Origin of the sequence: Bradyrhizobium sp. MOS003, assembly GCF_003020125.1 — a bacterium.
Classification (GTDB): Bacteria; Pseudomonadota; Alphaproteobacteria; order Rhizobiales; family Xanthobacteraceae; genus Bradyrhizobium.
The window spans coordinates 46,310-66,576 of sequence record NZ_PYFW01000002.1; the positions used below are offsets into that span (position 1 = coordinate 46,310).

General features: G+C 65.8%; 17 protein-coding genes. 7 read left to right on the forward strand and 10 right to left on the reverse strand.

Annotated features, from left to right (window positions below; translation table 11 throughout):
- Positions 1–34 precede the first annotated feature (34 nt).
- Both putA and C7G42_RS10605 read left to right on the forward strand, forming a co-directional pair.
- Complete coding sequence (putA, locus tag C7G42_RS10600; RefSeq protein WP_106948964.1) at positions 35–3,034, forward strand: bifunctional proline dehydrogenase/L-glutamate gamma-semialdehyde dehydrogenase PutA; 3,000 nt, start codon at positions 35–37, stop codon at positions 3,032–3,034.
- A gap of 115 nt (positions 3,035–3,149) precedes the next feature.
- Positions 3,150–4,355 (forward strand): CaiB/BaiF CoA transferase family protein, encoded by a 1,206-nt coding sequence (locus C7G42_RS10605; protein ID WP_106948965.1) that lies wholly within the window; start codon positions 3,150–3,152, stop codon positions 4,353–4,355.
- 9 nt (positions 4,356–4,364) lie between these two features.
- Here the strand turns inward: C7G42_RS10605 and C7G42_RS10610 are convergent, their stop codons facing one another.
- Positions 4,365–4,955 carry a TetR/AcrR family transcriptional regulator gene (locus C7G42_RS10610; protein WP_283809847.1) on the reverse strand — a complete coding sequence of 197 codons (591 nt, stop codon included), beginning with the start codon at positions 4,953–4,955 and terminating at the stop codon, positions 4,365–4,367.
- A gap of 96 nt (positions 4,956–5,051) precedes the next feature.
- Here C7G42_RS10610 and C7G42_RS10615 point away from each other — a divergent pair, with 96 nt between their 5' ends.
- A complete protein-coding gene (locus tag C7G42_RS10615; RefSeq protein WP_106948967.1) occupies positions 5,052–5,699 on the forward strand; it encodes a glutathione S-transferase family protein in 648 nt (215 codons plus the stop codon).
- Positions 5,700–5,709: 10 nt separating this feature from the next.
- Here the strand turns inward: C7G42_RS10615 and C7G42_RS35230 are convergent, their stop codons facing one another.
- From C7G42_RS35230 to C7G42_RS10645, 6 genes are all read right to left on the reverse strand, one after another.
- Positions 5,710–5,874, reverse strand: coding sequence for a hypothetical protein (locus C7G42_RS35230; protein WP_199580827.1), 165 nt, complete (start codon positions 5,872–5,874; stop codon positions 5,710–5,712).
- Positions 5,875–5,909: 35 nt separating this feature from the next.
- Positions 5,910–7,445, reverse strand: coding sequence for a hypothetical protein (locus tag C7G42_RS10620; protein WP_106948968.1), 1,536 nt, complete (start codon positions 7,443–7,445; stop codon positions 5,910–5,912).
- A gap of 92 nt (positions 7,446–7,537) precedes the next feature.
- Positions 7,538–8,539 carry a hypothetical protein gene (locus C7G42_RS10625; RefSeq protein WP_199580905.1) on the reverse strand — a complete coding sequence of 334 codons (1,002 nt, stop codon included), beginning with the start codon at positions 8,537–8,539 and terminating at the stop codon, positions 7,538–7,540.
- Positions 8,540–8,871: 332 nt separating this feature from the next.
- Complete coding sequence (locus tag C7G42_RS10630) at positions 8,872–9,369, reverse strand: TPM domain-containing protein (RefSeq protein ID WP_106948970.1); 498 nt, start codon at positions 9,367–9,369, stop codon at positions 8,872–8,874.
- Between the two features lie 5 nt (positions 9,370–9,374).
- Positions 9,375–10,265 (reverse strand): TPM domain-containing protein, encoded by an 891-nt coding sequence (locus C7G42_RS10635; protein ID WP_199580829.1) that lies wholly within the window; start codon positions 10,263–10,265, stop codon positions 9,375–9,377.
- A 132-nt stretch (positions 10,266–10,397) separates the two neighbouring features.
- Positions 10,398–11,006, reverse strand: a complete 609-nt coding sequence (locus tag C7G42_RS10645) for a LemA family protein (protein WP_106948972.1) — start codon at positions 11,004–11,006, stop codon at positions 10,398–10,400.
- A gap of 180 nt (positions 11,007–11,186) precedes the next feature.
- On the opposite strand from C7G42_RS10645, the gene C7G42_RS10650 reads away from it, so the two are divergent.
- From C7G42_RS10650 to C7G42_RS10660, 3 genes are read left to right on the forward strand one after another with little or no spacing between them, the layout of a single operon-like run.
- A complete protein-coding gene (locus C7G42_RS10650; RefSeq protein WP_106948973.1) occupies positions 11,187–12,041 on the forward strand; it encodes an enoyl-CoA hydratase in 855 nt (284 codons plus the stop codon).
- A gap of 4 nt (positions 12,042–12,045) precedes the next feature.
- Complete coding sequence (locus C7G42_RS10655) at positions 12,046–13,185, forward strand: acyl-CoA dehydrogenase family protein (protein ID WP_106948974.1); 1,140 nt, start codon at positions 12,046–12,048, stop codon at positions 13,183–13,185.
- A 15-nt stretch (positions 13,186–13,200) separates the two neighbouring features.
- A complete protein-coding gene (locus tag C7G42_RS10660; protein ID WP_106948975.1) occupies positions 13,201–14,397 on the forward strand; it encodes an acyl-CoA dehydrogenase family protein in 1,197 nt (398 codons plus the stop codon).
- A gap of 165 nt (positions 14,398–14,562) precedes the next feature.
- On the opposite strand, the gene C7G42_RS10665 is transcribed toward C7G42_RS10660, so the two are convergent.
- On the reverse strand, positions 14,563–16,887 hold the full coding sequence (locus tag C7G42_RS10665) for a xanthine dehydrogenase family protein molybdopterin-binding subunit (RefSeq protein WP_106948976.1): 2,325 nt from the start codon (positions 16,885–16,887) through the stop codon (positions 14,563–14,565).
- Positions 16,888–17,000: 113 nt separating this feature from the next.
- On the reverse strand, positions 17,001–17,876 hold the full coding sequence (locus C7G42_RS10670) for a dihydrodipicolinate synthase family protein (RefSeq protein WP_106948977.1): 876 nt from the start codon (positions 17,874–17,876) through the stop codon (positions 17,001–17,003).
- Positions 17,877–18,053: 177 nt separating this feature from the next.
- Between C7G42_RS10670 and C7G42_RS10675 the strand changes: the two genes are divergently transcribed.
- Complete coding sequence (locus C7G42_RS10675; RefSeq protein ID WP_106948978.1) at positions 18,054–19,190, forward strand: GGDEF domain-containing protein; 1,137 nt, start codon at positions 18,054–18,056, stop codon at positions 19,188–19,190.
- A gap of 16 nt (positions 19,191–19,206) precedes the next feature.
- Here the strand turns inward: C7G42_RS10675 and C7G42_RS10680 are convergent, their stop codons facing one another.
- The gene (locus tag C7G42_RS10680) at positions 19,207–20,172 is read right to left on the reverse strand and encodes a VOC family protein (RefSeq protein WP_106948979.1); all 966 of its coding nucleotides are present in this window, start codon (positions 20,170–20,172) and stop codon (positions 19,207–19,209) included.
- Between the last annotated feature and the right edge of the window lie 95 nt (positions 20,173–20,267).

A 20,267-nucleotide genomic window follows, 5' to 3' on the forward strand; every position in this document is an offset into this window, starting at 1 on the left:
GGTTTTATCCTGAGTCTAAGCTACAGGACACGCCATGCCGAACATCCCGCCACCTTTCACCGCCGCCTACGCCCCCGACGATGCCGAGGTCGCGGCGGAGCTGTTGCCGAGGTCGCATCTGTCGCCGCCGCAGGAGGCCCGGATCGACCGCACCGCGACCCGGCTGATCGAGGCGATCCGCAAGCGCGATGACCGGTTGGGTGGGGTCGAGGACATGCTGCGAGAGTTCGCGCTCTCGACCAAGGAAGGGCTCGCCCTGATGGTGCTGGCCGAAGCACTGCTGCGCGTGCCCGATGCGCGCACCGCCGACCAGTTCATCGAGGACAAGCTCGGCGAGGGCGACTTCATCCATCACGAGACCAGGTCCACTGCCTTCCTGGTCAACGCTTCGGCCTGGGCGCTCGGCCTGTCGGCGCGGGTGATCCAGCCCGGCGAGACGCCAGACGGCACCATCGGCCGCCTGGTGAAGCGGCTCGGCGCGCCTGCGGTGCGCACCGCCACGCGTCAGGCGATGCGGCTGATGGGTAATCATTTCGTGCTGGGCGAGACCATCGCGCAGGCGCTGGAGCGGGGCAGGCCGCGCTCCGGTGAGAGGCCGCGCTATTCCTTCGACATGCTTGGCGAAGGCGCGCGCACGGCGGCGGACGCCAGGCGCTATTTCGATGCCTATGCCAGCGCGATCGAGACCATCGGCAAGACGGCGGGGAGCAATGCCCTGCCCGACCGGCCCGGCATTTCCGTCAAGCTCTCGGCATTGCATCCGCGCTTCGAGGCGATCAGCCGCGCACGCGTGATGGGAGAACTGGTGCCGCTGCTTCTCGACCTCGCGCAGCGCGCCAGGGCCCATGACCTGAACTTCACCGTCGATGCCGAGGAAGCCGACCGGCTGGAGCTGTCGCTCGATGTGATCGCGGCAACGCTCGCCGATCCCTCGCTGAGAGGTTGGGACGGATTTGGCCTCGCGATCCAGGCCTACCAGAAGCGCGCAAGCGCGGTGATCGACCATGTCGATGCGCTCGCGCGCGCGCATGACCGCAAGCTGATGGTGCGGCTGGTCAAGGGCGCCTATTGGGACACCGAGATCAAGCGCGCGCAGGAGCGCGGGCTGGACGGCTATCCCGTGTTCACGCGCAAGGCGATGACGGATCTGAACTACGTCGCCTGCGCGACCAAGCTGCTGGCCCTGCGGCCGCGCATCTTCCCGCAATTCGCCACCCACAACGCGCTGACGGTCGCGACCGTACTGGAGTTTGCCGGGGATGGCGGCGGCTTCGAATTCCAGCGCCTGCACGGCATGGGCGAAGCGCTCTATGAGCAATTGGCAAAAGATCATCCTGAGATCGCCACCCGCACCTACGCGCCGGTCGGCAGCCATCGCGACCTGCTTGCCTATCTGGTGCGGCGGCTGCTGGAGAACGGCGCCAATTCCTCGTTCGTGGCGCAGGCCGCGGATGATCGCGTGCCTGTCACGGCGCTGTTGCAGCGCCCGGCGGACGCCGTCGTCCGGCCGCAAGCGGCGGCCCATTCCAAAATTCCCCTGCCGGGCGATCTCTACGCGCCGGAGCGGCGCAATTCGCGCGGCGTTGAATTCGGCGCACGTATGGCGCTCGACCGGTTGCTGACCGACGTCAAGGCCGAGACGGGCGATCTCGGGCCGATCGCGGATGCGACGGCAGAGCAGATTAACGCGGCAGTTGTCGCGGCGAGGACGGGCTTTGCGGCCTGGAGCCGGACACCGGCGACCACGCGTGCGGCGGCGCTGGAGCAGGCCGCACATCTCCTGGAGAGCCGCAGCGCCCGCTTCATCGCACTGCTGCAGGCCGAGGGCGGCAAGACCCTCGACGATGCGCTGTCGGAGCTGCGCGAAGCCGCCGACTTCTGCCGCTATTATGCCGCCGAGGGCCGCAAATTATTCGGCGGCGAGACGGCGATGCCGGGCCCGACCGGCGAGAGCAATGCGCTCGCGATGCGGGGCCGCGGCGTCTTCGTCGCGATCTCGCCGTGGAATTTTCCGCTGGCGATCTTCCTCGGCCAAGTCACGGCGGCGCTGATGTCCGGCAACAGCGTGGTGGCAAAGCCTGCCGAACAGACGCCGCGCATCGCGCGCGAGGCCGTCACCCTGCTGCATGAGGCGGGCATTCCGAAAGATGCGCTGCATCTGGTTGTCGGCGACGGCCGCATAGGCGCCGCCCTCACCGCACACGCCGATATTGCCGGCGTCGTCTTCACCGGTTCGACCGAGGTGGCGCGCTTGATCAACCGGACGCTCGCCGCCAAGGACGGACCGATCGTGCCGCTGATCGCGGAGACCGGCGGCATCAACGCCATGATCGCGGATGCCACCGCGCTGCCCGAGCAGGTCGCCGACGACGTCGTGACCTCCGCGTTCCGGTCCGCCGGCCAGCGCTGCTCGGCGCTGCGGCTCTTGTTCGTGCAGGAGGACGTCGCCGACCGCATGATCGAGATGATCGCGGGCGCGGCGCGCGAGTTGAGGATCGGCGATCCCTGCGACGTCGCAACCCATGTCGGCCCGGTGATCGACATGGAGGCCAAGCAGCGGCTCGATGCGCATGTCGCGCGGATGACGCGCGAGGCGCGGCTGCACTTTGCAGGTCACGCGCCGCAAGGCTGCTTCGTCGCACCGCATATCTTCGAGCTCAGGGACGCCGGCCAGCTCACCGAGGAAGTGTTCGGCCCGATCCTCCATGTCGTGCGCTACCGCGCCGAAAACCTCGAGCGCGTGCTTGCTGCGATCGAGCGCAACGGTTACGGCCTCACGCTCGGCATCCATTCCCGCATCGACGACACCGTCGAAGCCATCATCGACCGCCTCCAAATCGGCAACATCTATGTCAATCGCAACATGATCGGGGCCGTGGTCGGCGTTCAGCCGTTCGGCGGCAACGGCCTGTCCGGAACCGGCCCCAAGGCCGGCGGCCCGAACTACCTCGCCCGCTTTGCGACTGAGCAGACCGTGACGATCAACACGGCCGCAGCCGGGGATAATGCGGCGTTGCTTGCGGGGGGGGAGTGAGGCCCTGCGCCGGGCGCCGTTGCATCCCGACAAAACATCAGTCTAATTGCTCCATCACCTGCCCGCGTCAATTCCAGCGCGCGGGAAACGACAAGAGCGAGGGAGCTACGCCGCGATGGAAAAGGGCATCTTTTCGGGCCTGAAGGTTCTGGACTGCGCGAGCTTCATCGCAGCGCCCGCGGCCGCGACCGTGCTGTCGGATTTCGGCGCCGATGTCATCAAGATCGAGCCGCCCGGCGCCGGCGATCCCTATCGCAACCTGCCCAACCTGCCGGGCTATCCCACCGGCGAGCATAATTTCGCCTGGCTGCTGGAAGCGCGCAACAAGAAGAGCATCGCGCTCGACCTCGCCAAGCCCGAGGCGCAGGCCGTGCTCTACAAGCTCGTGGCAGAAGCCGACGTCTTCATCACCAACATGCCGCCGCCGGTGCGCGCCAAGCTCGGCATCACCTACGACCACCTCGCCCATCTCAACGACCGGCTGATCTACGCCTCCTTCACCGGCTATGGCGAGAAGGGCGAGGAAGCCAACAAGCCCGGCTTCGACAGCAACGCCTATTGGGCGAGGTCGGGCCTGATGGACCTGGTCCGTGCCGACACCGACACCACGCCGGCCCGCTCCGTCGCGGGCATGGGCGACCATCCCTGCGCCATGGCGTTCTACGGCGCCATCGTCACCGCGCTGTATCAGCGCGAGAAGACCGGCAAGGGCTCGCACGTCTCCTCCAATCTGATGGCGAACGGCGTGTGGGCCGCGAGCGTGTTGGCGCAGGCAAAGCTCTGCGGCGCCACATTCGGCGAGCGGCGTCCGCGCGAACGCGCGCTGAATGCAGTCGCCAACCATTATCAATGCAAGGACGGCCGCTGGCTGATCCTGTCGCTGCTGAGCGAGGAGAAACAGTTTCCCGCGCTGGCGAAGTGCCTGGGGCGCGAGGACCTCATCAACGATCCGCGCTTCGCCACCAAGGCCGACCGTCACGCCCGCTCGGTGGAGCTGATCAAGATCTTCGACGAGACCTTCGCCACCCGGGATCTCGCCGAATGGCGCAAGATCCTCGACGGCAACGGCCTCGTGTTCGGCGTCGTCGCCATTCTGGACGACATCCCGAACGACAAGCAGATGCTGGACAACGAGGTGCTGGTGCCGTTCGAGAACGACACCATGCTCACGATCTCCAGCCCGATCTGGATCGACGGAACCAAGAAAGTCCAACCGCGCAAGCCGCCCGGCGTCGGCGAGCACAGTGACGAAATTTTGCGCGAGGCGGGATACAACGAGGCGGCGATCAAGCAGCTTAAGTCGTCGGGGGCTGTGGGGTAAGCGCCACAGTTACTTCCGCGCGATCAGACCACCCACCAACTCCAACAGCTCCGCCTTCGCCTCGCGGCGAAAGCCGGCTTTGGGCGTGGCGAGTTGGCGAAACAGCAGGCCGATCAGCGCCGAGACGAACAGCTCGGCGTGGCGGCGTGGGTTTGGTGATCTCGCGGCCCTCAGCGCAAGCTCGGCACTCCGCCGCCATGTGTCAAACCACTCGGCGACCACCGGCCGATAGCGCTCTTGCCTCGCGGCGGCCAGGAAGGCCTCATAGCAGGCGATATGCGCCTCGGCCTCGGTGCTGAGCTCAACGACGTAGAAATCGACCAACGCGTCGATCCAGGCCTCGACCTCGAATGCCTTGTCCTGAAGGCTGAGGGCCAGCGCACGCAGCCGGCCAACCTCGCGTGCCAGCGCGAACTGAAGGGCCGCCGCAACCAGCGCATCACGGGTTCCGAAATGATGCGTGACCGCACCGAGCGAAACCCCGGCTTCGGCCGCGACCGCCCGGTGGGTCACGCCATCGAGGCCATTTCGCCCGATGATGCGCAAGGTTGCCTCCATCAGGGGCCGATCGGCCGAGTCTGCCCTTAAGTTTCTGCTCATCCAACCTGCGTCCAGCTCTTGACTGACAACAGAACAAATGTTCCGTTGTACGGATCATATGTGCCGTGCCCCGGCTTCAACGGCAAGGAGCGAACAATGCCCCTGTACCGCCTCCACTATTTCCCCGAGTCCGGCAACAGCTACAAGCTCGCGTTGATGCTGACGCTGTGCGGCGAGAGGTTCGAGCCGGTGTGGACCGACTTCGGTGGCGGCGTCACGCGCACGGCGGAATGGCGCAAGGCCGTGAACGAGATGGGCGAGATTCCCGTCCTTGAAGTCGACGGCGTGAAGATGACGCAGACTGCGCCGCTGCTCCTGAAGCTCGCTGAGCAATACGGCCGCTTCGGCGCCGAGACGGAAGACGAGAAGTTCGAGTTGCTGCGCTGGCTGTTCTGGGACAACCACAAGCTCACCGGCTACATGGCGACCTATCGCTTCATGCGCGCCTTCACCGAAAAGAACGACCCGCAGGTGTTGAAGTATTTTCGCCGCCGGCTGGAGGATTTCCTCGGCATCCTAGAGGGCCATCTCCAGCACAACGCCTTCGCGATCGGCGCGCGGCCGACGGTCGCCGACATCTCGATGATGGCCTATCTGCACTATCCCGGCGACGAGCACGGCTTCGATTTCGCCGCGAGCCATCCCGCCATCCACGCCTGGCTCGGCCGCATGGCCGCAATATCAGGCTGGAAGCCGGCCTACGAGTTGCTCCCGGGCAAGCGGATGACGAATTACGCGACGTGAGACGCGCCGGCTACCGCAGCCCTAGCCAGCCGAGCGTGAACAGAATCCCGCCGATGATGACGGCCACCCCGATCGCCCAGATGCTGACGCGGGCACTGCCGGTGACCTGCTTGGCTTCCTCATTGCGCGCGATCTCGCGATTGCGCGCCTTGTTGGCGTTGCTGCTATCCGTCATGGGTCATCCAAATCGCTTGCAGATCGCTCGTTGGCCTAACGCGTCTTGATGAAGCACATGCCGATGTGGCGCGAAGCCGCCGCGGCCTGACAGGTCAACCCTGTAGCACAGCCCCATGACGTAAAACTCTCATCTCGCGTTCCAGGTCCCGCCTCCTGCAAAGAACAATGCGCGCCCCAGCCGTCCTGATATTCGGTGCCGACGAGCTCCCGGCTGCCGCGCGTCTGCGGCCGGCTGGCAAATCCGCGCGAAAAATCAGGGCGTTTGCCCGCGGCGAACGTGGTCAGGATGTCGCGGCGGCGGGGCTGGTCACCGAGAAAGTGCGGCGAGGCCGGCACGATGGTGGAATTCGACGGCTTGTCCGCCAGCCAATCGACGCCCGGAAAATGGAAGCCGCCGATGCCGCGGGTCTGGTGACAGCCCGAGCAGGTGACGTCGTTGAGGCGGCGCTGGAAGCCCGCGGCCGAGCGGATGTTCTGGATGTCACCGCGCGCCGCGGCCTGCTTCAGCGCACTGACGACATCGCTGTCGGTAAAGACGGGCTCGCCTTTACCTTCCCCCTGCATCAAGCCGAACTCCGGCTGCAGCGCGGAGGCATCGAGGCCGGCGGGCGTCGGCACAACCGCGGCCCTGGCCAGAAACCTCTCGGGGATCAGCACGGTGCCGCGATCGAATGCGCGCAGATGATCGGGCGCAAGCAGCCAATCCTTGAAATCGCGCCGGAGGTCATTGTCGACCAAAATCCGGTCGCGGTCGATCTGATTCTCCAGCGTCGATTCCTCGAACGTCTTCGTAGCGGTGTTGTACTTGAAGACCTTGAGGAGATAGTCCGAACGAAAATCGTGCAGCGCCGATTTTGGCGCGATCGAGATCTGGATATTGGTCTCGATGCGGTCGAGCATGGCATCGCCAGGATGCGAGCTGGTGCCGATCAGCCCCTGCCAGTCGCCATTGTCCAGCCAGCGCCGCGCGACGTCGGCGCAACTCACGGGCTTGCCGTTCGAAGCGACCTGGCGAGTATCGCGGGCCTTCATCACCAGATTGAACGTCATCGGCAGACGCGTTGCCGTCCTGGTCCCATCCGGCCGGGCGTCGAAACGTGCCAGACGGTAGATCAGCCGGATCTCCCCGCAGGACTCTTCCGATACGTAAGCGCGGTCCATGCGATTGACGATACCCGCGAGCACGAAACGCGTGTCGGCGGATTTCAGGTTGGCGCGATCGAACAGCTGCACGTCAAAGCCCTCGCCGACGCCGATGGTCTCGGTCGGATAGGCCGCCTTCTGACGCGCGATGTAACGGTCGAACTCAGCGTCGATCGCAGGCGGGATATCCTTCAGCTGTTGCAACCAGGAGAACAGCTGGTCGGTTGTCAGCGGAAAGTTTGCGTTACGCTCCGGCCAGAGCAGCCGCGAAATCGTCAGTGTGTCGTTCTGGTCTAGCTTTCGCAGAATGTCGGGACCGGTAATCGCGGTACCGCGCGTCAGCTGTACGTTCTCCGCGGCCGATAGCGACATGGCGCCGCCCAGCACGACGACGACAGCAACGAGAATTCGCAACGCGCGGCTCATGCCTGAGGTAACACCGCGGTGGTCGGCCTATTCAAGCAAAAAGGCGCTTCACATGGTGGTGAAGCGCCTTTCGAAAGTCGTATCCGGGCCGCTCAGCGCGAGACGATCAACCCCTTGCTGGTGACGACCACCCAGCGGCCATCCTGGCGTCGGATCGCATCGACGCGGCCGAGGCCGGGGATGGGATCGCCGGGATAGACCTCGTAGAGCCCGTCGCGGCCCTCGATCAGCGCACCGCCATTGCCGGCGTTGCGCAGCCGCCAGCCGTCGACCGTCGGCAGGCGGCCGACATCGGCCTTGGGCGCGGCCGGCACCGGAGCCGGTGCGGCGGCGGCGGTCGCAACCTGGGCCGGCGCGATCGAGCCGGTGGTCTCCTTCGCAGGCGACGCGGCGGCCTGCGCGGGGGCGGCGGGCGGCGCGGCGCGGAGCTTGTCGACGGTCTCGGACAGTTTTACGATCCTGGCTATCGGCTCGGCCTGCGCCTTCTCGAGCTTGTCGAGACGGTCGTTGGCCCGGTTGAACTGGGTGATGCCGGTCTTCGAGCTGTGCTCGACATTGGCCTTGAGCGCGACGAGGTCGGCATCGATCCGGGCAACCGAAGCATCGAGCGCGCTGGTGTCGGCGACCTGCACCGGCGCCTGGGCCGGTGCGGCGAAATGCATCATGCCGGCAGTTGCGAGCGCGCCGCTGATCGCGCCGACGCCCGCCGCGATCGCCACCACCGCGGCCATCGCCGACAGGCGGCGCTTGCCGCCGGTCTCCCGCAGCTCTTCAGCCTTCACATGCGGAGCAAAATCCTCGCGGTCCCGAGAGCCGTTCCACGACCGCTCCGAGGGCGCCATGACGATGAGCTTGCCGGGCTTCGGCTCGGGCCTGGTCTCGGCTTTGGCTTCGAGCTTCGGAGCCTCAATCCGGGATGCTTCGATCTTTGACGGCTCGACCTTGATCGGATCAGGCTTGACTGGATCAGGTTTGGGCGGCGCCTCGTGGTCCGGCGCAATCGAGGGAGCCTCGATCCCGGCAGCCTCGACGGTCTGCGGCGCGGTCGCAGCAGCTTCGACGACGCCGGTGTCCTGGGCAGCCTGCTCGGGCATTGGTTCGCTCACGGCTCAAATACTCCAGTCTGGGTTGACCTTTTGGTAACTTTCATTGCTTGCGAAATCCTTACTTGCGGACCCGCTTACCGAAATTTTAGGAAGTCATCAGGGGCTGAATTGAGCCGGGAAGATGGAACCGGTGTGGCGGGCGTGAAACAATTTGTAACCGGGGCAAGATGAACGGCCGCGGAATAGGCCGGGCTCTCTCACCGTCATTGCGAGCGCAGCGAAGCAATCCGGGATCTTTCCGCAGAGGCAGTCTGGATTGCTCGTCGCAAGGGCTCCTCGCAATGACGGCGGAGGCAGCACCCAACTCACATCACACCCGCTCACATCACGACTGGCACATCCGGCAGCTCGTTGCTCTGCGGGCCCTGCGGCGGGAAGTGCCGCGTCAATTCGCGCGACACCGCTTCGATGCCGCCGATCACGCCGCGCTCGAACTGGCCGGCGGCGAACTCGGCCTCCATCGCGCGGCAGATGCGCTCCCAGCCCTCTGCACCGACCTTGGCATGAATGCCGCGGTCGGCGACGATCTCGACGTCGCGGTCGGCGAGCAGGAGATAGATCAGCACGCCGTTGTTATGCGCGGTGTCCCAGATGCGCAGATTGGAGAACACGTCGAGCGCGCGAGCGCGCGCCGGCTGGTTGCGGAACAGCGGCGCGCCGTCGAGTGCGCCTTCGACCACGAAGCGGACCTGGCCGGAATGGGTGGTCTCGCCCTGCTTGATCGCCTGTTCGATGCGGCCGAGCACGGCTGGCGGAAAGATCTGCTGTGCCCGCCAATGATGCTGCACGAGATGTCTGGCAATGCGCTTGATGCTCATGACCGCTACCAGCTCCCCGAGGCGCCGCCGCCGCCAAAACTGCCGCCACCGCCGCTAAAGCCGCCGCTGCTCGACGATCCGCTGCTCCAGCCACCCGACGACGAGCCGCTCGACCACGAGCCGCCGCGCGAGCGGCCGGTGCCGGGCGTGATCGCCGAAAACAGGTCAGCGATGAATCCGATGACGAAGCCGAGACCACCGAGAGCCATGGCGAGCGTAAAGGAGCCGAGAATGAGCCAGCTGAGCGCGGCGATGATTCCGCCGGTCGCCAACGATCCGACTAGCCGCCCGAGCATCGCCCGGAAGAAGCCACCGACCCCGATCGAAGCGAACAGCGTCACGATGAACAGCGGCGCAATATCGTCCAGATTGCCGAAATTCACGCTCGGCGACGGAACAGGCAGCGGCTCGCCGTCGATGACCCGGATCATGCGGTCGACGCCATCGGAGATGCCGCCGCCAAAATCGCCGCCCCTGAATTTCGGCGTGATGATTTCGTCGATGATCCGCCGCGAGGTGACGTCGGTGAGCGCGCCTTCGAGGCCGTACCCGACCTCGATACGCAGATGCCGGTCGTTCTTGGCGACGACGAGGATCGCGCCGTCGTCGACCTTCTTGCGGCCGATCTTCCAGGCCTCCGCGACGCGGATCGAGAATTGCTCGATCGTCTCCGGCTGCGTGGTCGGCACGATCAGGACGGCGATCTGGCTCCCCTTGCGCGTCTCGAAGTCGCGCAGCTTTTGTGACAGCGAGGCGACGTCGCTGCTGGAGAGCGTGCCGGTCTTATCGACCACGCGGCCGGTGAGCTCGGGGACGGCGACATCGGCGAGGGCGGGGAGCGCGAAGGCGAGAACGAGTGCCGCAACGAAAACCGCGCGCCACACACTCGTCGTCATCGCCCGGCTTGACCGGGCGATCCAGTATTCCAGAGACGCCTGCGAACTACGGAAACGCCGCGGCGTACTGGATTCCCCGCCTTCGCGGGGAATGACAGCTGAGTGTGTGTTAGGCATCGGGACTGAACGCGCCTACTTCGACGGCGCCGGCGCCGGGTTGAAGTCCACCTTCGGCGCGGTCGAAATCTCCTTCTCGTTTGCGACCGCGAAGTTCGGCTTCTCCTTGTAGCCGAACACCATCGCGGTGAGGTTGCTCGGGAACGAGCGGATGGTGACGTTGTAATCCTGTACCGCCTTGATGTAGCGGTTGCGCGCCACCGTGATGCGGTTCTCGGTACCCTCGAGCTGCGACATCAGGTCCTTGAACAAGGCGTCCGACTTGAGCTGAGGGTAGTTCTCGGTGACGACGAGCAGCCGCGACAGCGCGCTGGAGAGCTCACCCTGGGCGGCCTGGAACTTCTGGAAGGCGGCCGGATCGTTCAGCACCTCGGGCGTCGCCTGGATGCTGCCGACCTTGGCGCGGGCATTGGTGACGCCGAGCAGCACGTCCTTCTCCTGCTGGGCAAAGCCCTTCACGGAGTTGACGAGGTTGGGCACCAGATCGGCGCGGCGCTGATACTGGTTCACGACCTCGGACCAATTGGCCTTGATCTGCTCGTCCTCGCTCTGGATCGCGTTGTAGCCGCAATTGGTGAGGCTCAGCGAGGCCAGCGCCGCCAGCACGGTCAGGATCTTGCGCATTAAATTTCTCCCGGTGGAATCTGGCGCAAACTACCAGATTGAGCGCGCGTGGTGCCAGACATCTTGTGCCGGCGGCGCGAAAAGCAGCCGACTGACGCAAGCCTCTTGCCTATCCCCGGCCGACATAGTCAACTTGATGGAACAATAAGATCAAACTGGAAACGCTGAGGGGGAAGCGCGATGACCTCGTTCGAAACCATCCTCGTGGAGAGGCCCGAGCCTGGCATCACCCGGGTTGTGATGAACCGGCCGGAGGCGCGCAACGCGCAAAACCTGCAGATGACCTACGACCTCAACGCCGCCTTCGACGCGGCGGTGCAGGACGACGAGGTCAAGGTGATCATCCTCGCCGGCAACGGCCCCCACTTCTCATCCGGCCACGATCTGCGCCCGGGCGGCAAAAATACCGCCGGGGTCGATTTTCCACCTATCGGGAATTGGGGCGGCTTTGCCGAACCGAATGCCCATGGCCGCTTCGCGCGCGAGCAGGAAATTTATCTCCAGATCACCCGGCGCTGGCGCAACCTGGCAAAACCAACCATTGCCGAGGTGCACGGCAAGTGCATCGCCGGCGGGCTGATGCTGGCCTGGGCCTGCGACCTCATCATTGCCAGCGACGACGCGCAGTTCTGCGACCCGGTCGTGACCATGGGCGTCTGCGGCGTCGAATGGTTCGTGCATCCCTGGGAGGTCGGTGCGCGCAAGGCCAAGGAGTTCCTGTTCACCGCCGACAACTGGAGCGCCGAGGAGGCGCATCGGCTCGGCATGGTCAATCAGGTCGTGCCGCGCGCGGAGCTGACTGCGAGCACGCTGGCGCTGGCACGCAGGATCGCTGCAAAGCCATCCTTCGCGCTGAAGATGACCAAGGAAGCGGTGAACCGCTCGGTCGACGTGATGGGCCAGCCCGCCGCGATCGACCAGGCCTTTGCGCTGCATCAGCTCTGCCACGCGCATAATCTTCAGGAGTTCGGAATGATCGTCGATCCCGCAGGCCTGCATCCCTCGGTGCGCAAGCCGCCGGCAGCCGCGGAGTAGCGACATGGATCTCAATCTCAGTGACGAGCAAAGGCTGCTGCGTGAGAGCGCGGAGCGCTTCGTGGCCGGAAGCTACAATGCCGATCACCGCCGCAAGATGGCGAACGATCCGCTCGGCTTCAGCCCGGCCGTGTGGAAACAATTCGCCGAGCTCGGCTGGCTGGCGCTGCCGCTTCCCGAAGAGTTCGACGGGCTCGGCGGCGGCGCAGTCGAGATCGGCATCTTGATGGAAGCCTTCGGCCGAGGATTGGTGTCGGAGCCCTATGTCGCGACCGTGGTGCTGGGTGCCGCACTGATCGCCAGATGCGGCACCAATGAGCAAAAGCAGGCGAGCCTGCCGAAGATCGCCGATGGAACACTGAAGCTTGCGTTTGCGCATTCGGAGCGCGCGGCAAGGTTCGATCTTGCCAAGGTCGCGACATCGGCGACCAGGACGACGCAAGGCTGGCGCCTCGCCGGCAGCAAGATCGCGGTGCTCGATGGCCACGCCGCCGATGAGATCATCGTCTCCGCGCTCATGCACGACCATCATGGTCCTTCCGGGCGGATCGGCCTGTTCGTGGTCCCGGCAACAGCGCCGGGCCTCGCGATCTCAGACTATCCGCGCCTCGGCGGCGGACGCGCCTGCAACATCGAGCTCTCGGACGTGAATCTGCCCGAGGACGCGCTGCTCGGCGACGGCCACGACGCGCTGCCCGCGATCGAATGGGCCATCGACCGCGCCATGGCCGCGCTCGGCGCGGAGGCCGTCGGCATCATGCAGACGTTGCTCGACACGACGCTCGACTACACCAAGATCAGAAAACAGTTTGGCCGGCCGCTCTCGGCCAACCAGGTGATCCGCCACCGCCTCGCAGACATGGCAATGCAGGTCGACGAGGCGCGCTCGATGGCGCTGCGGGCTGCGTTGAAGGTGGATGCCGCGCCGACCGAGCGGGCCCGGGCGGCGTCGGGCGCGAAAGCCAAGATCGGCAAATGCGCGCGCTTCGTCGGCGAGCAGTCGATCCAGCTTCACGGGGGCATGGGCGTCACCGAGGAGCTCGAGGTCGGCGCCTATTTCAAGCGCCTCGTCGCCTCCGACACGCTATTCGGCGGCAGCGCGCATCATTATGCCCGTCACGCCGAACTCGGCCGCAAGGCCTGACACCGGGAGAGCCTCATGGACCTCAAGTTCAACGCCGAAGAGCGCGCCTTCCAGGACGAGGTGCGCAGCTTCATCGCAAAGAATCTCACCGACGAGATGAAGCGCGCGACCGCGCTGACCCCGTCAGTGTTCTCCGACCCCGATATCGGCATGGCCTGGCAGCGCGCGCTACATAAACAAGGCTGGGGCGCGCCGGGCTGGCCGGTGGAGCATGGTGGGCCGGCCTGGACGCCGGCGCAGCGCTGGATTTTCGAGACGGAGTCCGCACGCGCCGGCGTGCCCAATGTCAACGTGATGGGCGTGAAGATGGTCGGGCCCGTCATCATCGGCTTCGGCAGCCCCGAGCAGAAGAATTTTTATCTGCCGCGAATTCTCTCCGGCGAGGACTATTGGTGCCAGGGCTATTCCGAGCCGGGCTCCGGCTCCGATCTCTCTTCGCTGAAGACGCGCGCGGTTCGCGACGGCGACGACTACGTCATCAACGGCACCAAGATCTGGACCACGCACGCCCACCACGCCAACCGCATGTTCGCTCTGGTGCGCACCAGCGACGGGCCGCGGCAGCAGGACGGGATCAGCTTCATCCTGATCGACATGAAGACGCCGGGCATCACGACGCGTCCCATCCTCACGATCGGCGGCGACCATGAGGTCAACCAGGTGTTCTTCGACGACGTCCGCGTGCCCGTGGCCAACCGCGTCGGCGAGGAAGGCAAAGGCTGGACCTACGGAAAATATCTGCTTGAGTTCGAGCGCGGCTCCGGCATCGCCTCGGCCAAGCTGCGCGAGGGCCTGAAGGCGATCGCGGATCTTGCTGAATCGGACCTGACCGGCCGCGCCATCGACAGCCCCGATATCGCCTTTCGCATCTCCGAAGTCGAAGTCGACATCGACGCGCTGGAGATGACCGAGCTGCGTGTACTCTCGGCGCTGCAGACAGGTCAGAATCCCGGCGCGGTGTCCTCGATCCTGAAGCTGCGCAACAGCGAAATCCGCCAGGCCGTGACGCGGCTCGGGGTCGACGTCATCGGCCACGACGCCCTCGCCGTCGAGCCGATGCGCCCGCTCTACAAGCTCAATCACGAGCCGCCGACGCCTGAGGAGATGCTGACGGTGGTACCCGAATATCTCAACGGCCGGGCGTACACGATCTTCGGCGGCACCTCGGAGATCCAGCGCGATATCATCGCGAAGATGATGCTGGGGATTTGAGGGCTGCGACTCTCTCCTTCGTCATTGCGAGGTGCCCTTGCGACGAAGCAATCCAGAATCCTACCGCGGAGGGACTCTGGATTGCTTCGCTGCGCTCGCAATGACGTCGTGGCAACAACGCCGCCCTGTTGTCGCTGCGCCTGTCCGGGCGACGCGGCCGCAGCCCTATCCCGCCGCCTTCGCGTCCTTGATCGCCTTCCAGATCTTCTGCGGCGTCAGCGGCGTGTTCAGCTGGGTGATGCCGAGCTCGGCGAGCGCGTCCATCACGCCGTTGGTGACGCAAGGCGGGCCGCCGATGGCGCCGGATTCACCGCAGCCTTTGGCGCCGAGCGGATTGGTGCGGCAGGGCGCGGAATCATCCAGCGTCACCACGATCGGCGGCACGTCGTCGGCGCGCGGGATGCAGTAGTCCTGGTAGCTCGCGGTGAGGAGCTGGCCATCGGCATCATACGAAACGCCTTCATACAGGGCCTGGCCGATGCCTTGCGCGACGCCGCCATGGATCTGGCCGGTGACCAGCATCGGGTTCACGGCGACGCCGACGTCGTCGACTGTGGTGTAGCGCACCACCTTGGACACACCGGTCTCGGGGTCGATCTCGACCTCGCAGATATGCGTGCCGTTCGGCCAGCTCGGACCGTCGACCTCACCTTCGGAATCGACGCTGAGCTTGGCGCCGCCTTCCTTCTCGGCGAGATCGAACAGGCTGATGCGGCGGTCGGTGCCGACCACCGTGAGCATGCCGCCCTGGTACTCGATGTCCGCGATCGAGGTCTCGAGCACGTTCGCCGCCTTCTCGCGCGCCTTCTGGATTAGATCGTTCGAGGAGACCGCCACGGCCGTGCCACCGACGAACAGCGACCGCGAGCCGACGCTGCCAAAACCCTGCGCGAGATCGGTGTCGCCCTGGACGACGTCGATCTTGTCCATGGCAATGCCGAGCGTGTCGGAGATCATCTGGGTGTAGGTGGTCTGAAGTCCTTGCCCCATCGCCATGGTGCCGGAATGCAACACGACGCGCCCCTGCGAGGTCGCGTGCAGGCTGACCTTCTCGGTGTGGGCGCGGCCGCCGGTCCATTCGATGTAGGAGGTGAGGCCGCGGCCGTAGAGCAGGCCCTTCTTTTTCGCGGCCTTCTTGCGCGCGGCAAAGCCATCCCAGTCGGCGAGCTTCACGGCACGATCGAGCATATGCGCGAACGCGCCGGAATCGTAGACCTGCCCGGCCGCGTTGGTGTAGGGCAGCTGCGCCGGCTTGATGTAGTTCGCTTTGCGAATCGCGCGCGGATCCATGCCGATCTTTCGGGCCGCGGCGTCGAACAGGCGCTCGACGATGAACACCGCCTCGGGGCGACCGGCGCCGCGATAGGCGCCGACCGGTGCGGTGTGGGTCATCACCGACTTCACCTCGAAATGCACCAGCGGCAGATCGTAGACGCCGGTCTGCACGAACGGCCCGAGCACCAGCGGAATGATGTTCGCGGCCCCCGACGAGTAGGCGCCGGTGCAGCCGATCGAGGTGACGCGATAGGCCAGCACTTTGCCCTTCTCGTCCAGCGCAAACGACGCGGTCGAGGTGAGATCGCGGCCGTGGGTACCGCCCACGAATTCGTCGGTGCGGTCGCCACGCCAGCGGATCTTCTTGTTCAGCTTGATCGCGGCGTAGGCGACGATGCCGTCCTCGGGATAGAGATTGGTCTTCTGGCCGAAGCCACCGCCGATGTCGCCGACCAGCACGCGGATGCTGTCCTTAGGACGCTTGAGCACGGCTTCCGCCAGCACGTCGCGGGTCGAGGCCGGCGTCTGCGACTGCACGTGCAGCAGGAGGCGGCCGGTCTTCTTGTCGATCTCGGCAATGGTCGAGCGCGGCTCCATCGCAGACGGTACGAGGCGCTGGCTGACGATGTCGAGCTCGACGGTGTGGGCGGCCTTGGCAAAGGCTTCGTCCACCTTGGCGGCATCGCCGTAAGCCATCGCGCCGACGATGTTGTCGGGCGCCTCCGGCCACACCACGGGCGCTCCGGGCTTGACGGCCTCGACCGGGTCGACCACCGCGGGCTGCACGTCGTATTCGACCACGATCGCCTCGGCCGCGCTCTGCGCCTCGGCGCGCGAGGCCGCCACCACCGCGGCCACGGCTTCGCCGGCGTAGCGCACGATTTCATGGGCGAGCAGCCGGCGCGGGGGCACCGTCATCGGCTTGCCGTCGGGGCGCTTGAAGATGCTCAAGGTCGGAATGGTGCCGATGTCGTCCTTGACGAGGTCGGCGCCGATGTAGATCGCGGCAACGCCCGGCATCGATGCGGCGGCACTGGTGTCGATCGAGACGATCCTGGCGTGGGCATGCGGCGAGCGCAGCACGTACAACCACAGCGCGCCGTCGGCCGGCTTGTCGTCGATGAATTGCCCCTTCCCGGTCAGCAGTCGCTGGTCTTCCAAACGCTTGACGGGCTGGCCCGCTCCGAAACGCAAATTGCCGGGAAGGATGTTCATTCCGTGGGGTCCTCGAAGTCTCTTGAAATGCGGCAGCCTTTTAGCGGATCGAGGCATGCGAGGCCAGCCGCGGTTTTGGGCGGCGGGACCGTGGATTCGTCATGCCCGGGGTCTTAACCCAGCTCCCGCAGCGCCGCTTCCACCGTCTTGCGCGCATCGGCCGTCAGTGCGGCCTGCGGCGGGACGGGGTCGCCGACGTCGTAGCCCTGGATCGCGAGGCCGGCCTTGATGCAGGCGGCAAGGTTGAAGCGGGCGAAGGCCTCGTTGATGCGCCACAGGCGGCGCTGCAGCGTCATGGCCTCGTCCCAGCGGCCGGCCTTGCAGAGGTCGTAGAGCGCGACGCTCTGGCGCGGGATGATGCAGGCCGGGCCCGCCATCCAGCCGAGCCCGCCGATCAGCATCACCGCGGCCGGGATGTGGGCGGAGGCGGAGAACACCCGCAAGGAGTCTCCGCAACGGTTCATGATCGAGAGCAACCGGCCGGTGTTGGTCGAGGCGTCCTTGATGTAGCCGATGCGCGGATGCTCGGCGAGCCGCGCGATGACGTCAAGCGTGAGATCGGAGCGCTGGAACTGCGGGTTGGTGTAGATGACGACGGGAATGTCGACGGCATCCGCGATGGCGCGGAAATAGGATTCGATCTGGGCGTCGGTGAGCGGGAAATAGGCTTCCAGGATGGCCAGGATGCCGTCGGCGCCGAGCTTCTGGTACGCCCTCGCTTGCGCCACCGCATCCGCCGTCGAGGTCGAGGCGACGCCGGCCACCACGGGCACGCGCCCCCTCGCGGCCTCGATCGTGGTCTGCACGACCGCCGTCCTTTGTGCAACGTTGAGATAGGCAAACTCGCCGGTCGAGCCGAGCGGCGTCAGCCCGTGCACGCCGGCGTCGATCAGATCGTCGCAAAGCTTTGCGAGCACGCCCGTGCGCACCGTGCCGTCGGCATCGACGGGCGACACCAGATAGGGGAAGACACCGCGAAATTCCGACATGGCGGGCAAGATTCCCAGGGCATCGGGGCGCTGCAAGGCCCCGTTAACCGCTGCTAACATGCGAGGAAATCGTCGGCAAGCTCGCGCATTGACCACTCCTTAAGGACGTTGCGCGCCGGCCATCACGTCGCGTAGATCGCCTACCCCGTGTTAGGGAGTGACGGCGATGGTGCCGGCATGCCTCTCACAATGCTGTCCAGGTATTTGCATCCCGATCCGCGCATCCGGCGCGAGCTCGTCGATCTCCTGTACACGTCGCTGCCGCAGGTGTCCGCCATCGGCGTCACCTCGGTGACGGGTGCCGTGGCGCTCGCGGTCATGAGCGGCGATATCGGCTATGCCGCCATCTCAGCCTTCATCTTCGTCACGGCCGCGGCCCGCATCTATTCCCTGCTCCGTTACAGGTCGCGCTCGGCGCGATTCTCCGATGCCGACGTGATCAGCTGGGAACGGCTTTACGGCGCCGGCGCATCCGCCTTCGGCCTTGCGCTCGGCATGCTCTCCTATCGCGCGCTCGAGATCGACGACGACCCCGGCGCCTGGATCGCGTTCGGGCTCTCGATGTCGTTCTGCGTCGGCATGGTGTCGCGCGCAGCGATCCGTCCGTGGATCATCCTCAACACCGCGGCCATCCTGCTGATGCCGACCATCGTCGGCGGCCTGCTGCGGCCCGAATTCGCCTACAAGATCGGCGCGATCATGCTGGTGTTTTTCTGGCTGACCTTGCGCGAGGCCTCCAGGCATCTCAGCGCCGCCTTCGTGGAGCGCCTCGAAGCCAAGCACCGGCTGGCGCGGCAGGCCACCCACGACTTCCTCACCGGACTGCCGAACCGCGCCGCGTTCTTCCAGGCGCTGGCGGAGACACGGGACGACTTCGCCATCGTCGCCATCGATCTCGACGGCTTCAAGCCGGTCAACGACCGTCACGGCCATCAAGCCGGTGACGACCTGCTGCGTCAGGTTGCAGAGCGGCTGTCGTCCTGCGTCGGCAGCGCCGGCATCGCCGCACGCTTCGGCGGCGACGAGTTCCTGATGCTCAAGCCGGTTGCGGCGGGCGACGACGGCCGCGAGCAAGCGCTCGCGCTGGCGCGCCAGGCTATTCGCGATCTCTCGATGCCGTTCCTGCTGGCGGACATTCCGGTCCGCATCGCGGCAAGCGCCGGCATTCTCGTCAGCACCGGCCCGGTGACCGCAGCCAAGGCCTCGCAGCTGCTGGATCGTGTCGACCGCGCCCTCTACGCCGCCAAGCGCAGTGGAGGCGGACGCTGGAGCTGGTCGGACCAGGATGTCGTCGTCGAACGTGCCGCAGGCTGAAACAGCCCGCTCTCATTCAAGCCTTGAGCAGCCGCACCCGCGTTCCCCATGGATCGATCGCCTCCAGCCCGTCCGCCAGCACCGAGACTTTCACGCCACCCTTGCGCAGGCGCTGCTCCTGAGCGGCGAGAATGTCCGGCTTTTCCGTCACCAGCGAGAACCAGGCAAGGCCGGTCGTCTGGTCGTCGCGTTGGCCGGCGCCCTGGCTCTGCCAGTCGTTGAGGCCGAGGTGATGATGATAGCGGCCCGACGACAGGAACGCCGCGCCATTGCGGCTGCGGGTCGGATCGAGGCCGATCGCGTCATGATAGAAGCCTCCGGCCTGCGCGAGATCGCCGACGCGCAGATGCATGTGGCCGACGCGGAGTCCGTCCGGCGCCTTGGCATAATCTGGCACCCGCGTATTGGTCAGCGACAGGAGATCGGGAATGTTGAGTTCGTCGGAGGCCATCTTCACGCTGCCCTCGCTCCATTGCCATTGCGAGGGATCGCGATCGGCATAGACTTCGATGCCGTTGCCTTCGGGATCGTCGAGATAGACCGACTCACTGACGAGATGATCGGCAAAGCCCGACAGCTTCACCCGATGCGAGGCCGCGTGAACAAGCCAGCGCGCAAGGTCCTTGCGGGTCGGCATCAGGAAGGCGGTGTGGTAGAGGCCGGCGGCGTTGCGCGGCTCGATGGCCGCATCCGGGCGGGCCTCCAGCACCAGCAGCGTGAGACCTGATGTGCCGAGCCTTGCAGCAGCCGAAGAGCGCTCCATCACGGTGAGGCCGATCACATCGCGATAGTAGTCCGCGACCTTGTCGAGATTCTTCACCCGCAGCGTCACCACGCCGACCCGCATCGGCGTGCGGCTGGCATAGGTCGGCCCCGCGCCTTGCGGTGTCCCCTCGGCACGCGCCGCAGCCGCGGCCGCCATCGCAAGGGATGTGGCGCCGGCGAGTTGCAGCAGGGTGCGGCGGGTGAGATCGATGGTCATCAGTCGGGACTCGCTGAAATTGGTTGAGGCCGTGTGGCGCAATAGGCCGATTGCTACACGTTCCCGTGAGGCGCTCCCAATCACATGTTCGTCGG